Below are 14976 nucleotides of genomic sequence, written 5' to 3'. Positions count from 1 at the left end.
GTACTCCTGTACGGCGAAGACCGGCGCGGCACCACGAGTTCACCTCGGGTGTACCCGGGCACCGCCTGCTGATCGGCTTCGGGTCGCCCGGCTCGGCGGTAATGGCGGTCGGTCCGTGACCTGAACCGGACCCTCCGCACATCCGCGCGCCGCGCGACACACCCCCGGAGGACGCGTGCCCCCTGCTGCCGAGACCGTGACAGCCGCGAACGAGGGCGCACGGAGCCAGGGCGAGGAGCCCGGCCGGGGGGACGAGGCCGCCGGGAAGCGGCCCGGCGGCCGGGCGCGGCGGTGGACACGAGCGGCCCGGCACAGCGTCCGTCTGCGGGCGGCGACCGGCGCGGCCCTGCTGACCTGCCTCGTCTTCTGCCTCGGCGGAGCCCTGGCCGGCAGCCATCCGTTCGGCCCCACCACCCGCAACACCGTCGACCTCGGCCAGCAGTACCTGCCGTACCACGCGTACTGGCGCAAGCTCCTGCTCGGCGACACCGACGGTGACCTGTTCCTGAACTGGAACTCCGGCTTCGGCTCGAACTTCCTCGGCGACTACGGCACCTATCTGTCCAGCCCGTTCGATCTCATGGTCGTCCTCTTTCCGGCGGACCGCGTCGAACTGGCCCTCTACGTCATCACCGCCGCCAAGATCAGCGCCGCCGGTGCGGCGATGGCGGTGCTGCTGCTGAAGCTGCGCCCCGGCCCGTGGCCGGTGGCCGCCGTGCTGGGAACGGCGTACGCGCTCTGCGGCTGGACCCTCAACTTCGCCGCCACCGTGCCGATGTGGCTGGACGGGCTGCTGGCGTTCCCGCTGCTGTGTCTGGTCGGCGAATGGGCCCGCGCCGGGCGCCACGCGGTACTCGGCCCGCTCGTCGTCGCCCTGGCCTGGTTCGCCAACTTCTACACCGCCTACATGGCGACCGTCGGCGCGGCCGTCGTCCTCACCGTCCGGCTGTTCACCGCGGACGACACCGGACGCCGGCGCCTGGCCGGTCTGCTGCGCGCCGCCCGTGGCGTGGCCGTGGGCATCGGCCTCGCGGCGCCGCTCGTCCTGGTGATCTTCATGGCCACCCGGGTCGCGGACCCGACCCCCGAGGTCACCTTCACCGCCGTGCCCTGGACGGAGGTGTTCGCCCGGCTGCTGCCGGCCACGGCGAGTGTGGCGTCCCCGGCCCTCTTCATCGGCACCCCCGCCCTGGCGCTGGCGCTGACGCTGCCCTTCAACAGCGCGGTGGCCCCGAGGGTCCGTATCGGCTGGACGGCGGCGATCTGCCTGGTCGCGCTCTCGATGCAGTGGGGGCCCACCCATCTGCTGTGGCACGCGGGCGCCTCGCCCAACGGCATTCCGTACCGTCAGAGCTTCGTGCTGTGCGCGCTGTTGCTGATCGCGGCCTGGCTCTCCACGGCCCGGGGACTGCCCCGGCCGCCCGCACTCCTGGGCGCCGGAGCGCTTCTCGCCGCGATGGTGTCCGCGTCCCGGGACAGCGTCGTCATCGACCGCTGGAGCCATCCGGTGTTCGGCGCCGCTCTCGCCGTCGGCGCGCTCGCCGCGGCGGGCGTTCTGGCCGCCCGCCGCTACGGCACCGGTGCCCGTGCCCTGCCCGCCCTGGCCGTCGTGCTCCTGGTCCTGGCCCAGGCCGGCGAGACCGCGATCACGGGTGGCCGGATCGAGCGGCAGCAGCTGAGCAAGGTCTCCTGGGCCCCGCGGCTCGGCCCCTGGCACGCGGACATGGCACGGGCGACCGAGGCGGCGGACGCCTGGCCGCGGTACCGCACGGACCCCGGCGAGGTGCCGGGCGGCAACGACGTCCTCCTCGTCGGCGGACAGGGCGCCGACCACTACAGCAGCCTCACGGCGGACATCACCTCCCGTACGCTCTCCTCCCTCGGCTTCGGCTTCTACGCCAAGGGGCGCCATCCGGTCAGCCTGGACAACCCCGTCACCGACGCGATCTTCTCCATCGGCACCCGGATGCGCTCCACGCCCTCGGCGCCCCCGCGCACCGACAGGCCGCCCCGGGCCACGATCAGCTCCACCGACACTCCCGTACCGCCCCTGGTCACCGTCCGCGAGGACATCCGCCTCCATGAGCGCGGGGCCGCCTTCACCGACTCCGCCTTCGCCAACCAGGAGTCGCTGCTCGGCGCCGACGTGTACGAGGAGCCGGCCCTGCGGCGGACGGACGGCGCCGACGGCGAGGCCACGCTCACGGCCGTCTGCCCCGCCGGTTCACAACTCTGGTTCTGGGCCCCGCGCTACCACGGCACGGCGGCGTCGGCGGGACAGCCGCCCGTGGACTTCGCCGGCAAGCTGCCGTCCGTCCTCGCCCCCATGCGGCCGCTCGGCACCGTACCGGCGTCCGGGACGGTACGGATCGACCTGCGCGCCACCGCCCCCGCCGAACCGGTCCTGCCGCCGGAGCCGGTCGGCTGCCTCGTCCGGGAGCGGCTCGACGCGGCCGTGCGGCAGCTGACGGCGACCGGGGCGACCGAGGTGCGCGCCTCCGGCCACTCCCTCTCCGCCGAACTTCCGGCCGGCAGCACCGGAACCGCCGTCGTCGCCGTGCCGCGCGTCTCCGGCTGGCGCTGCGCGGCGGGGGACGCGGAGCCCACGCCCGCCCGGCGCCATCTGGGCCTGCTGGCCGTTCCGCTCGACGGCACGGCCACGTCGATCCACTGCGTCTTCCGGCCGCCCGGGCTCCGCGCCGGCGGCGCGATCGGTGCCGTCGCGCTGCTCTGCCTGGCGGCCATCGGATTCCGGCACCGGTTTCCGCGCAGGACGGAAAGAGTTCACCCGGAGTGCACACCCGGCTCGGCCGGGCGGAATTGAGCGCCGATACGCTGCCGACCGATCGTCCTCGTACGGTGCGCAATCCCCGTATGACCGAGGTGAATTGTTCCCGTGTTCCCGTATCCCGTGTGTGAGTCTTGGGGTTCCGTGTGCCGAAACTGTCCGTCATCGTGCCGTTCCACAATGTCGGGATCTATGCCCCCGACACCATGCGCAGCCTCGCGAAGAACGCGGACCCGGATTTCGAGTTCCTGCTGATCGACGACTGCTCCACGGACGACACGCCGTACGTTCTCGACCGCTGGAAGAACCGGATCCCGAATGCCACCGTGATCCGTCACGAGACCAATCGGGGTGTGGCGCAGGCCCGTAACACCGGCCTCGACGCGGCGACCGGCGACCATGTGACCTTCCTCGACGGCGACGACTGGTACGCCCCCGGTCATCTGCGCGCCATGGTCCGCGGCATCGAGGCGCTGGGCTGCGACTTCGCCCGCACCGACCATGTCCAGTCGACCGGCAGGTCGCGCAGCGTCCGCTACGCCCCGGCCAAGCGGCGGGACACGGTGATGGACCCGCGCGACGGAATCGCCCCGGCGAACATGATCACGATGGTGGACTATCCGTTCGTCCCGTTCGGCATCTACGCCGGTCATCTTTTCCGCGACGGCGCCTCCCGTTTCGAGACGACGTTGCGCACCGCCGAGGACCGGCTCTGGATCTGGCGTCTCCATCTGAGAGCGACGTCCTATGCGGCGCTCAGTATCCACGGAGTCTTCTACCGCCGTGGTGTCACCACGTCCCTGACCCAGATCACCGACAACCGCCAACTGGACTTCATTCCGTCGTACGACCTGCTGCTCGAAGAGGTGTCCGCCGACGCCGAGGCCGACCGCTTTCTCCCGAAAGCCGTCCGCACCTACTGCGCCATGATCGCCTTTCATATGGGAAAGGCCGACCAGTACGAACCCGCGGTCGCCAAGCGCCTCCGGCACGATGTGACGGACGCCCTGCGCCGTATGCCGCAAGGGGTGCTCGACGAGACCCTGGCGACGATGGACACCGCACGCGGCACGCTGCTCCGCGGCCTGCGCGCCACCGGAAGGACCGCCTGACCCATGGACCCGCGCACCCGCCAGCCCGTGCAGATCTTCCAGGTGTCGACGTTGTACGGAGCCGCCACCGTGGCCGCCGCCCTCGACGCCGGCCTGTTCGGCGCCCGCGAGGACGCCCGCAGGCTCCTGCTGGTCTCGAACAACGCCGAGATCCCGGAGACCGCCCTGCGGCTGGAGGACATGACCGGCTACGACCGGATCGCCGCCCGCTTCGACTCCGCGATCGACTGGAACGACGCCATCCGCCCCCACCACCCCGGCACCTGGGCTCCCCGTCCGGAGGAGGCACCGCTGTGGCAGCGGGTGTTCCGCACGGCCTGGGGCCTGGGCGACGGACCGGTCGAGCTCGTCGTCGAATCCATCCAGGTCAACCCGGCCAAGGCGCTCGCCACCGTCTTCGCCGAGAGCTCCGTCGAGGTCTACGCCGACGGCCTGATGAGCTACGGCCCGACCCGCGACGAGCTGCCGCAGTCGATCGGCTGCCGCGTCCGGCGCCTGCTCCACCTCGACCTCGTGCCCGGCCTGCGCCCGCTGCTGCTCGCCGAGACCGGCGTCGAGCCCGAACTGGTGCCGGACGACGCCTTCCGCGGGGTGCTCACCGAGATCGCCGAAGCCGCCGACGGCGACCGGCTGGTGGCGGAGGCGGTCGAGGCCGCCCCGACCGCCCTGCTGCTCGGCCAGTACCTCGCCGTCCTCGGCATCCTCACCGCCGACGAGGAGGAGGAGCTGCACGTCCGCATGGTGCGCGGCGCCGCGGCGGCCGGGCACCGTTCGGTGGTCTTCAAACCGCACCCGACCGCACCCGCCCGCTACTCCCTGGCCCTGCGGGAGGCCGCCGAGGCGGAGGGGGTGCGGCTCACCGTCCTCGACGGTCCGCTGCTCGCCGAGACCTTCTACGAGCGCTGCCGCCCCCGGCTCGTCGTCGGCTGCTTCTCCACGGCGATGCTCACCGCCGCCGTGTACTACGGCGTCCCCGTCGCCCGTGTGGGCACCGGGACGATCCTGGAGCGGCTCACACCGTACGAGAACAGCAACCGGGTGCCGTTGACCGTCGTGGACCACCTCGTGCCCGACCTGGAGACCGGCGCCGACCCCGCCGTACCCGGCCCGACCCCCGAGACGCTCGCCCCGCTCGTCAGGGCCGTGGGGTACTGCATGCAGCCGAAGCTCCACCCCTCGCTACGGGAGGAGACCGCCGCGCTGCTCGCCGACGGCCTGGGCGAGCAGAGCACCGGCCGCTACTTCGACCGGGACCGGCTCGGCCGGCTGGGACTGCCCGGCGGTGACGCACCGCGGGCCGCCTCCCGGCTCCGCCGCCTGGGGCGCGCCCGGGGCTGACCAGCGGGAGTCGGGGAGGCTTCTGGGGGCGCTGCTCTCAGCCGCCCGCCGCTGAGTGGACGATCGTGAAGACGGCGCCCTCCGGGTCCGCCACCAGGGCGAGGCGGCCCATGGCGTCGTCCCACGGCGGCCGCAGGAGGCGCCCGCCCAGCTCGGTGACCAGCCCGGCGGCCGCGTCGGTGTCGCCGATCTCGAAGTACGTCATCCAGTGCGCGCCCCGGTCGCGGGGGAGGCCGGTGCCGACGCCGTGCAAGGAGGCGACCGGGCGTCCGTCCAGACGGAGGGTCAGAAAGTCGAAGTCGGCGGAGACGACCGGCTCGACGTCGTAGCGGAAGACCGTCCGGTAGAACTTGCCGACCGTCGACGTCTCGTACGTCAGAAGCTCGTTCCACACCGGGGTGCCGGGCGTGCCGGGGGCGGCCGTGCCGTGGTGCCGCTCGGCCTGCCAGACCCCGAAGACGGCGCCCGAGGGGTCCGAGCAGATCGCCATCCGGTCCGCCTCGCCCGCGTCGAGCGGGCCGACCGCGACCGTGCCGCCGCAGCAGCGGATGGTCTCCGCCGCCTCGTCGGCGTCGTCCGTCGCCAGATAGGTGGTCCAGGCGACCGGCAGATGCCGGTCGGGCGGCAGCTGGCCGATGCCCGCCACCTCCCTGCCGTCGAGCAGCGCACGCACGTACGGGCCGAGCTGCTGCGGGCCGGGTACGAACTCCCAGCCGAAGAGGGCGTTGTAGAACTCCTGCGTCGCGTCAAGCCCGTGCACCATCAAGCTCACCCAACAGGGTGTACCGGGTGTACGCCGAGTCGCCTCCGTCATCGTCACTCTCTCCTCGGACCATCGTCGTGGCCGTACGGGGGGGACAGGGCGTACGCACGAGGTCGTACGGGGCCGCCGGGGCCCGTTGAACAGGGCCGTAGCCCTTCCGTACCCGGCGTCCGTCCGCCGTACTCGCGTCTCGTCGGCGCGCCCCGTGCCGATGCTCGCACCACCGGGCGCGCGGTGCGTCGCGGCCGCGCCGCTTTTGGCGCGAATCCGCAGGAGGTTGCCCGGTTCGTCGCTTCCCTTTCCGCCGCAGTCCATCCGCCGTCCGCCGTTCATCCCTGTCTCGGCGTGGGCTGCGCGAGGATGGCACCCATGAAGCCCATCATCTCCGCGAGCGAACTCCTGAACGAGTCGGTCGGACCCCGGCCTCCTGTCCTCCTCGACGTCCGCTGGCAGCTGGGCGGCCCGCCCGGGCTGCCGGAGTACGAGGCCGGGCACATCCCCGGCGCGGTCTATGTCGACCTGGACACGGAACTCGCGGGCCCGCCCGGCGCGGGCGGCAGGCATCCGCTGCCGGACATGACGGTCTTCGGCGCGGCGATGCGCCGGGCCGGCGTCTCGGCGGACACCCCGGTCGTCGTCTACGACGGCGGACTCGGCTGGGGCGCGGCCCGCGCCTGGTGGCTGCTGCGCTGGACCGGCCACACGGACGTCCGGGTGCTGGACGGGGGGCTCGCCGCGTGGACGGGGGAGCTGTCGAAGGAGACCCCCCGGCCGCGGCCGGGTGACTTCACGCCGGCGCCGGGGGCGCGCGGGCTGCTCGACGCGGACGGCGCGGCGGCGCTGGCCCGCTCGGGGCTGCTGCTCGACGCTCGGGCGGCGGAGCGCTACCGGGGTGACGTGGAGCCGATCGACCCGGTGGGCGGACACATCCCGGGGGCGGTCTCGGCCCCGACGACGGAGAACGTGGCCGAGGACGGCCGTTTCCTCCCGGCGCAGGCGCTGGCCGCCCGCTTCTCGGCCCTCGGCGCCGCCGAGGGCACCGACGTCGCGGTCTACTGCGGGTCGGGCGTCTCCGGCGCCCATGAGGTCCTCGCCCTGGAGATCGCGGGCATTCCGGCGGCGCTGTACGCGGGCTCCTGGTCGGAGTGGTCCGCCGATCCCGCCCGGCCGGTGGCCAAGGGCCCGGACCCGCGGTAGCCCGGGCCCCTGACGCCTTGCCGAGGGGCGGAAACGCCCCACGGCCCCGGAGCTGCCGCACACGCGCGAGGCCCCCGCCGGGGTCGGCGGGGGCCTCGCGGACAGCAGCCGTCGTCGTACGACCGTCGTCAGTCCTGCTTCTTCCGGCGGGTGCCGAAGACGATCTCGTCCCAGCTCGGCACCGCCGCCCGCCGACCAGGACGGACGCCGTCCGCCTCGGCCTGGCGGTCCGTGGTGCCGGTGAGGCGGTCGCGGTGTCCCGAGACCGCGCGCGGCATCAGGACGTCGGCGTAGGCCGAGCCCGCGCCCGCCGAGGCGGCCGGGGCCGGGGGCTCCTCCGCCTCGGGTTCCTCTGCGGTCTCCGGGTCCGCGGGCTCCGGCACGACCATGTCGCCCCGGAAGTTCGGCACCGCCTCCAGGAGGCTCGTCAGGGAGTCCCGCTCCTCCTCCGGCTCGGGGCCGGGCAGCGCGGCGGCGGGCCGTTCCGGCTGGCGGTCCAACTGACGGTCCAGGGCGCGGTCCAGCGGCCTGTCCCGCGGCAGCCGGGCGATCCGAGGCACGAACGGGAAGCTCGGCTCGGGCGCCGCGGCGATGGTGTCGTCCGTCTCGCCGATCAGCGCGCGTGCCTCGTCGTCGACCGCCTGGACGAGCCGCCTGGGCGGGTCGTACGTCCAACTGGCCGTGTGCACCTCGCCCGCCACGCGGTAGACGAGCAGCACCTCCCATGTGCCGTCGTCACGGCGCCAGGAGTCCCACTGCACGGTGTCCTTCTCGGCGCCGCGCAGCAGCAGACGTTCCTGCACCGCCTCGCCGAGCTGCGGTCCGGTGTTCTCGCCGGGCCGGCGTACGGGCGTCTTGCGGGCCCGCTCCGCCATGAACGCCCGCTCCGCGAGCACCGGTCCCTCGAAGCGCCGCACGCGGTCGACCGGAATCCCGGCGAGCTGGGCGACTTCCTCGGCCGACGCACCGGCACGTATCCGCGCCTGGATGTCCCGGGGGCGGAGGTGGCTCTCCACCTCGATCTCGATCTGACCGAGCCGCGCCCGGTCGTTGCGTACGGCGGCGCGCAGCCGCTCGTCGATCGGAAGCGTGTACTCCGTGCTGTCAGCAGCCTTCAGCACCAGTCGTGTGCCGTCGTTGGAGACGGCCACGACACGCAGTTCGGGCATGGGGACCTCCCGGGTGGTGCCTGCCGACGTCACGTGCGTCGCTGCTTCCGCTAGTCGAGTGTGGCCTGCCCGGGTGCAGCCTGCCACAACCTTGCCGAGTTGCCCGGCGTGTCGGGCATGGACCCTGGAACGCCGTTATGGCACGGTTACCTCTTTACAACGCAGAGTGACCAGCGGTCACGCTGTGTTGCGGGTCCCCGTGCGGTGCCACGACGCCGCCGGTTCGAGTGCCGCCTTCGGCTCCCTCCCGTTGACCCCGAGCGCCCATGCGGGAGCCCGGACCCAGGGCTCGCCACAGTACTCCATTCGGGCCACCTGGGTGGACCGGCGCGCCGCCCAACTTCTCCGGCGGTACGGGAGTTGAGTGTTCGCGAACATCACCCTCACGTGTCGCTCTTCACAGAATCGCCAGAAGCGGAACTAATACCTTCGCCCATTTGTCCCTTCTGGGTGCATGGTTGAACGGATGAGCAGGCGAGGGCCCGGTATGGATCAGGCGAAGGCCGGCAGGGACGGCAAGGGCGGCGAGAACGGCGGGGGAGAGACGGCGAAGCGGCTCGATCTGAGCGTGGCTCAAGTCTCGGGCAGCGCCATCGCGGCGGTCGTGGCGGCCAAACTCGCCTCCACCCTCGGTGTGTACGGCACGATCCTGGGCGCCGGTGTGATCAGTGTCATCGCGACCTGTGGCGGTTCGGTCTTCCAGCACCTCTTCAAGCGGACGGGTGAACAGATACGGGTGGTCGCCGTCCAGGCCGAGCCGGTGAAGGCGTCACCCCGGCCCGCCCGCCGCGCCGCGCCCGATCGCACCCGGGTGCCTCCGGCCGCCGGTGAGCCCGCCGCGCCGCCGAACGACGGGGAGTTCGGCCTCCCGACGACCCACGGCACCCGCGTCCGGGGCTGGAAGCGCTCCGCCGTCGCCGCCGGGGTCGTCTTCCTCGTCTCCATGGGCGGTATCACCGGCTACGAACTGATCTCCGATCAGGACCTCAGCGGCACCCGGGGAACGACCACCTTCGGCTCGGTGGTCGGGCGCGGGGCGCAGGGCTCCTCCCCGGGCGCCCCGGCCACCGGCCGGACGCCCGGCGCGGAGTCCGGTACGGAGTCCGGTACGGAGCGGCGGCGGAACCAGGAGCCAGAGCAGGAGGAGGGCCAGGACTCTGAACAGGGCGGCGGCGGCCGGCCCCCGGAGGCCGGGCGGAGCACCCCGGACCCTGCCCCGACCCCCTCGGAGCCGACCGGTGGCGGTCCGGCCCCGACCCCTACGCCCACACCGTCCACGGCGACGCCCACCCCGGCCCCGACGGGGAGCCCGTCCGGCGGCGCCCCCGTCCCGGGCGCGCCGCCGCCGACGACGGCCGGGTGAAGGTCCGTCAGTCGCCCAGGACCCGCCGCAGATAGTCGTTGGCGAACAGCCGGTCCGGGTCAAGCCGGTCACGCAGGGCCGTGAACTCGGCGAAGCGCGGGTAGACCTCGGAGAGGTACGCCGCGTCCCGGGTGTGCACCTTGCCCCAGTGCGGCCGGCCGCCGTGCGCCGTCATGATGCGCTCCACCGCGGTGAAGTACCCGCGGTGCGGCGTTCCCTTGTAGAGGTGGGCCGCGATGTACACCGTCTCCCGGTCCGAGGCGGTGGAGAGCGCGATGTCGTCGGCCGGAGCCGTCCGTACCTCCACCGGGAAGCTCACCTTCAGCGGGGAGCGTTCGACCATCGCCTTCACCTCGCGCAGCGCCGCGACCCCCGCCTCGCGCGGCAGGGCGTACTCCATCTCCACGAAGCGCACCCGGCGCGGGGAGGTGAAGACCTTGTACGGGATGTCGGTGTACGTACGGGCCGACAGAGCGCGGCTGGCGACCTTGGCGAGCGACGGGATGACCGGAGGCACCGCGCGGCCCAGCGCGCACGCCAGCTGGAACACGCCGTTGGACAGGAGCTCGTCCTCGATCCAGGCGCTGACCGCTCCGGGCGGGGCGGCCGGGCCCGCGCTGCGGTTGTTGCGCTTGGTGCTGCAGTTGTCGGTGTGCGGGAACCAGTAGAACTCGAAGTGCTCGTTCTCCGCGTGCAGCGCGTCGAACTCCGAGGTCACCTTGTCGAAGGTCATCGGCTCCTCGCGCGCGGTGAGCAGGAAGACCGGCTCCACGGCGAAGGTGATCGCGGTGATCACGCCGAGCGCGCCGAGCCCGATCCGGGCGGCGGCGAAGACGTCCGGGTTCTCCTTCTCGGAACAGGTCATCAGCCGTCCGTCGGCCGTCACCAGTTCGAGCCCCCTGATCTGCGCGGCGATCGAGGCGGAGTCGCGGCCCGTGCCGTGCGTACCGGTGGACGTCGCCCCCGCCACCGTCTGCTCCATGATGTCGCCCATGTTCGTGAGCGAGAGGCCCTCCCGGGCCAGCGCCACGTTCAGCCGCTTGAGCGGAGTGCCCGACTCCACGGTGACGGTCATCGCCGCGCGGTCGATCCGCCGGATCCCGGCCAGCAGATGCGGGCGCACGAGCAGGCCGTCCGTCGCGGCGATCGAGGTGAAGGAGTGGCCGGTGCCGACCGTCTTCACCCGCAGGCCGTCCTCCGCCGCCCTGCGGATCGCCTCGGCGAGCTCCTCGGCCGAGGCGGGGCTCACCTCCCGTACGGGACGGGAGGTGACGTTCCCCGCCCAGTTACGCCACGGGCCGTTCGCCGTCCCGCTGCTCCCCGACCGCTGTGACCGTCCTGTCGCCGTCCTGTTCACGCTGCCCCTCCCCAGTCGGCACCGGCCTGCGCAGCCGGCGGTACCCCAGGAGACCCACCACGACCGCGAGCGCGCCCGAGACCACGGGCACCACGTACGCCGCCTCCGCCCCCGACGCGTCGACCACCCAGCCGGCGGCCGAGGAGCCGAGCGCCACACCGATCGCGAGCCCGGTACCGGTCCAGGTCATGCCCTCGGTCAGCTTGGTGCGCGGTACGTGCGCTTCGACGAGGGCCATGGTGGTCACCATCGTCGGCGCGATGGACAGGCCCGCGACAAAGAGCGCCACGGCCAGCAACGGCAGGTTCCCGGCCAGTAGGAGGGGGATCATACTCACGGCCATCGCGCAGACGCCCAGCAGCCACCTGCGGGACGGCTCGCTCTTGAGGTGGAGCAGCCCGAAGACCGCGCCTGCCAGGCAGGAACCGAGCGCGTAGACGGCGAGGACGAGACTGGCGGCGGCCTTGTGCCCCTGCTCCTCGGCGAAGGCCACGGTCACCACGTCGACCGAACCGAAGACGGCTCCGGTGGCGACGAACGCGAGGGCGAGGACCTGCAGGCCGGGGGAGCGGAGCGCGGAGCCGCTGCTGTGCTCCTCGCGGGGGTGCGGCCGGGGCTCGGTGGCGCGCTGCGAGGTCAGCCAGAAGACACCGATGGCCAGGAAGACGGCGGCGAACAGCGGGCCGGCCTCCGGGAACCAGACGGTCGACAGACCGATGGAGACGATGGGGCCGAAGATGAAGCAGACCTCGTCGACGATCGACTCCCACGAGTACGCGGTGTGCAGCTCGCGCGCCGAACCGTGGTAGATCTGCGCCCACCGTGCCCGGGTCATGGCGCCGACGCTCGGCACACAGCCGATGACGGCCGTGAAGACGAACAGGGTCCAGTCGGGGGCGTCCTGCTGGACACAGAGCAGGAGCCCGGCGGCCGCCACCAGGGAGACGACCGTCACCGGGCGCAGGACCCGGCGCTGGCCGTGGCGGTCGACCATCCGGGAGACCTGGGGGCCCAGCACCGCCGCTGACATCGCCAGCGTCGCCGAGAGCGCGCCGGCCAGGCCGTACCTCCCGGTGACCTGGGAGATCATCGTGACGATGCCGATGCCCATCATGGACAGCGGCATCCGGCCGAGGAATCCGGCCACCGAGAACGCCTTGGTACCGGGGGCCGCGAAGATCGCGCGGTAGGGACTGGGCAAGTGGATCTCCGGCATCACTCGGCACACGCCGTCACCCGGCATGTGTAGTTAACAGCTAAAGCCTACGGTGTTGAAGTGGATGGGCGGGCACCATTTTCCGGCCGGGCCGCGCCATCGGCTGTCACCGGCGGGTGGGAGGATCGGTGCCATGTCCGATCAGCACGATCCCGCCCCGTACGACGCCCTGCTGCTGCTCTCCTTCGGCGGCCCCGAAGGCCCGGACGACGTGGTCCCCTTCCTGGAGAACGTGACCCGCGGCCGAGGCATCCCGAAGGAACGGCTGAAGGAGGTCGGGCAGCACTACTTCCTCTTCGGCGGCGTCAGCCCGATCAACGACCAGAACCGCGCCCTGCTCGACGCCCTGCGCGCCGACTTCGAGGGGGCCGGCCTCGACCTGCCGGTCTACTGGGGAAACCGCAACTGGGCGCCGTACCTCACCGACACCCTGCGGGAGATGATCACCGACGGACGGCGGCACATCGCCGTCCTCGCCACGAGTGCGTACGCCTCGTACTCCGGCTGCCGCCAGTACCGCGAGAACCTCGCCGACGCGCTCGCCACGCTGGAGGCGGAAGGGCTGCCGCTGCCCCGCGTCGACAAGCTCCGGCACTACTTCAACCACCCCGGCTTCATCGGCCCCATGGTCGAGGGCGTGCTCGCCTCCCTGTCCGAGCTGGACGAGTCGGTGCGCGCCGGTGCCCACCTCGCCTTCACCACGCACTCCATCCCGGAATCGGCCGCGGACACCTCCGGCCCCGTCGAGGAGCACGGGGGCGGCGGAGCCTATGTGAAGCAGCATCTGGACGTGGCCCGGGTGATCGTCGAGGCCGTCCGCGAGGAGACCGGCGTCTCGTACCCCTGGCAGCTCGTCTACCAGTCCCGCAGCGGCGCCCCGCACATCCCGTGGCTGGAGCCGGACATCTGCGACCACCTGGAGAAGCTCCACGGCTCCGGCGTCCCGGCCGCCGTGATGGTCCCGATCGGTTTCGTCTCGGACCACATGGAGGTCCTGTACGACCTCGACACCGAGGCCACCGCCAAGGCCGCGGAGCTGGGCCTGCCGGTGCGCCGCTCGGCGACCGTGGGCGCGGACCCGCGGTTCGCCGCGGCCGTGCGGGACCTCGTCCTGGAGCGTGCCGCGCGCGAGCGCGGGGCACGGGTCGAACGCTGCGCCCTGGGAGCCCTCGGCCCGTCCCACGACATCTGCCCGATCGGCTGCTGCCCGGCCCGGGCCGAGCGGTCGGCGGCGGCCGGTGCCGACAGTCCGTACGCGTAAGGAGCGCCTGTGACCGAGCCCGTGAAACCCCTGCCGACCGGCCCCTCGACGACCGACCCGCTGCTCGGCGAGCTGCTCGGTCTCGCCCTGGAGGCCGCCCGGCGGGCCGGCGCGCTGCTGCGCGACGGACGGCCGGACGACCTGGCCGTCGCCCGGACCAAGTCCAGCCCGATCGACGTGGTCACCGAGATGGACATCGCCGCCGAGAAGCTGATCACCGGCTTCCTCGGCGAGCACCGCCCGGACGACGGCTTCCTCGGCGAGGAGGGCGCCGCCAGCCCCGGCTCCAGCGGTGTCCGCTGGGTGATCGACCCGCTCGACGGCACCGTGAACTACCTCTACGGGCTGCCGACCTGGGCCGTCTCCATCGCCGCCGAACGGGACGGCGAGACCGTCGTCGGCGTGGTCGAGGCGCCGATGCGCCGCGAGACGTACCGGGCGGTCCTCGGCGGCGGGGCGTACGCCGGCGACCGCCGGCTCGTGTGCCGCCCCGCGGCCCCGCTGGAGCAGTCGCTGATCTCCACCGGCTTCGCCTACGTCCAGACGGTCCGCGCCCACCAGGCCGACGTGGCCCAGCGCCTCATCCCGCGGGTCCGCGACATCCGCCGCGGCGGCTCGGCCGCGATCGACCTCTGCGACGTGGCCGCGGGCCGCCTCGACGCCTACTACGAACGCGGCCTCAACCCCTGGGACCTTGCGGCGGGGGACCTGATCGCCCGCGAGGCGGGCGCCAGGACCGGTGGACGCCCCGGTGAGCCCCCGACGGGCGAGCTGGCGGTGGCGGGCTCCCCAGGTGTCTTCGAGCCCCTCCAGAGCCTCCTGGAGGAGTTCGGCGCCTGGCACGACTAGGTCGTGTCGCGGGAGGGGATCCCGGGACGCGCAGGGGCCCCGGTGTCGATGACACCGGGGCCCCTGCGCGTCCGCGGGTCAGGCGGTGACGGCGCCGACCTGCACGCCGTGTTCGGCGGCCAGGCGGTGCAGGTCGTCGAGCTCGGCCTGCTCGACGTCCGCGAGGAAGTCGTCGCCCGTCTCGCGTGCCCGTGTGAGGTCGGTCTGCGCGCTCCTTATGCGCTGCAGCAGTCCTGCGGTGAAAGCGTCCATGGTGCGCCCCCTCGTCATGGGTCGGTGGCACGGGGGTGTGCCGAGGGTGGATGGATCACACGCTGCTACCTCTGGGGGACAGAGCGGTCAGTGGCGTGCCACATACAGGGCGTGATCGCGGGTGTGCAGAACGTCCTCCCCCGAGCGTTCCTCAGAGAAACCTCAACTGGCCCGTGACTCAGGTGAATTCTTCGCGCACCACCCGGCCGCCCTACCGGTGCGCCCCTGAGCGCCCCCACCGGGCCGCGGTCGGCCGGGACGCCCGGAACCCCCCCGCCGAGAGCCGGCCGCACCCCGCCTTACAGCCGGTT

General features: G+C 72.9%; 12 protein-coding genes. 7 read left to right on the top strand and 5 right to left on the bottom strand.

Features of this window, described 5'->3' with window-relative positions; translation table 11 throughout:
- Positions 1 to 175: 175 nt before the first annotated feature.
- The 3 genes from ACWDX6_RS11720 (at position 176) to ACWDX6_RS11710 (ending at position 5238) form a co-directional block, all read left to right on the top strand.
- A complete protein-coding gene (locus ACWDX6_RS11720) occupies positions 176 to 2824 on the top strand; it encodes a YfhO family protein (RefSeq protein ID WP_451484760.1) in 2649 nt (882 codons plus the stop codon).
- Between the two features lie 110 nt (positions 2825 to 2934).
- Positions 2935 to 3900, top strand: a complete 966-nt coding sequence (locus ACWDX6_RS11715) for a glycosyltransferase family 2 protein (protein ID WP_451484759.1) — start codon at positions 2935 to 2937, stop codon at positions 3898 to 3900.
- A 3-nt stretch (positions 3901 to 3903) separates the two neighbouring features.
- Entirely contained in the window at positions 3904 to 5238 is a 1335-nt protein-coding gene (locus ACWDX6_RS11710) for a polysialyltransferase family glycosyltransferase (protein WP_451484758.1), read from the top strand.
- Positions 5239 to 5275: 37 nt separating this feature from the next.
- On the opposite strand, the gene ACWDX6_RS11705 is transcribed toward ACWDX6_RS11710, so the two are convergent.
- The gene (locus tag ACWDX6_RS11705; RefSeq protein WP_451484757.1) at positions 5276 to 6052 is read right to left on the bottom strand and encodes a VOC family protein; all 777 of its coding nucleotides are present in this window, start codon (positions 6050 to 6052) and stop codon (positions 5276 to 5278) included.
- Between the two features lie 318 nt (positions 6053 to 6370).
- On the opposite strand from ACWDX6_RS11705, the gene ACWDX6_RS11700 reads away from it, so the two are divergent.
- On the top strand, positions 6371 to 7198 hold the full coding sequence (locus ACWDX6_RS11700) for a sulfurtransferase (protein ID WP_451484756.1): 828 nt from the start codon (positions 6371 to 6373) through the stop codon (positions 7196 to 7198).
- Between the two features lie 128 nt (positions 7199 to 7326).
- On the opposite strand, the gene sepH is transcribed toward ACWDX6_RS11700, so the two are convergent.
- Complete coding sequence (sepH, locus tag ACWDX6_RS11695) at positions 7327 to 8400, bottom strand: septation protein SepH (protein WP_403294889.1); 1074 nt, start codon at positions 8398 to 8400, stop codon at positions 7327 to 7329.
- Positions 8401 to 8833: 433 nt separating this feature from the next.
- Here sepH and ACWDX6_RS11690 point away from each other — a divergent pair, with 433 nt between their 5' ends.
- A complete protein-coding gene (locus ACWDX6_RS11690) occupies positions 8834 to 9730 on the top strand; it encodes a hypothetical protein (RefSeq protein ID WP_451484755.1) in 897 nt (298 codons plus the stop codon).
- Positions 9731 to 9737: 7 nt separating this feature from the next.
- Here the strand turns inward: ACWDX6_RS11690 and ACWDX6_RS11685 are convergent, their stop codons facing one another.
- Both ACWDX6_RS11685 and ACWDX6_RS11680 read right to left on the bottom strand, forming a co-directional pair.
- Positions 9738 to 11087, bottom strand: coding sequence for a D-arabinono-1,4-lactone oxidase (locus tag ACWDX6_RS11685; RefSeq protein WP_451484754.1), 1350 nt, complete (start codon positions 11085 to 11087; stop codon positions 9738 to 9740).
- Positions 11017 to 12288 (bottom strand): MFS transporter, encoded by a 1272-nt coding sequence (locus ACWDX6_RS11680; protein WP_451484753.1) that lies wholly within the window; start codon positions 12286 to 12288, stop codon positions 11017 to 11019. The genes ACWDX6_RS11685 and ACWDX6_RS11680 overlap by 71 nt, the downstream gene beginning before the upstream one ends.
- Positions 12289 to 12436: 148 nt before the next feature.
- Between ACWDX6_RS11680 and ACWDX6_RS11675 the strand changes: the two genes are divergently transcribed.
- Positions 12437 to 13564, top strand: a complete 1128-nt coding sequence (locus ACWDX6_RS11675; protein ID WP_451484752.1) for a ferrochelatase — start codon at positions 12437 to 12439, stop codon at positions 13562 to 13564.
- Between the two features lie 9 nt (positions 13565 to 13573).
- Positions 13574 to 14413 (top strand): inositol monophosphatase family protein, encoded by an 840-nt coding sequence (locus ACWDX6_RS11670; RefSeq protein ID WP_451484751.1) that lies wholly within the window; start codon positions 13574 to 13576, stop codon positions 14411 to 14413.
- Positions 14414 to 14491: 78 nt separating this feature from the next.
- On the opposite strand, the gene ACWDX6_RS11665 is transcribed toward ACWDX6_RS11670, so the two are convergent.
- Positions 14492 to 14665, bottom strand: coding sequence for a hypothetical protein (locus tag ACWDX6_RS11665; protein ID WP_403294883.1), 174 nt, complete (start codon positions 14663 to 14665; stop codon positions 14492 to 14494).
- Positions 14666 to 14976: the final 311 nt, after the last annotated feature.

Source organism: Streptomyces sp. NPDC003027 (assembly GCF_053591435.1).
The sequence above is the reverse complement of the archived record's forward strand: the minus strand, read 5'-3'. Positions and strand labels throughout refer to the sequence as shown.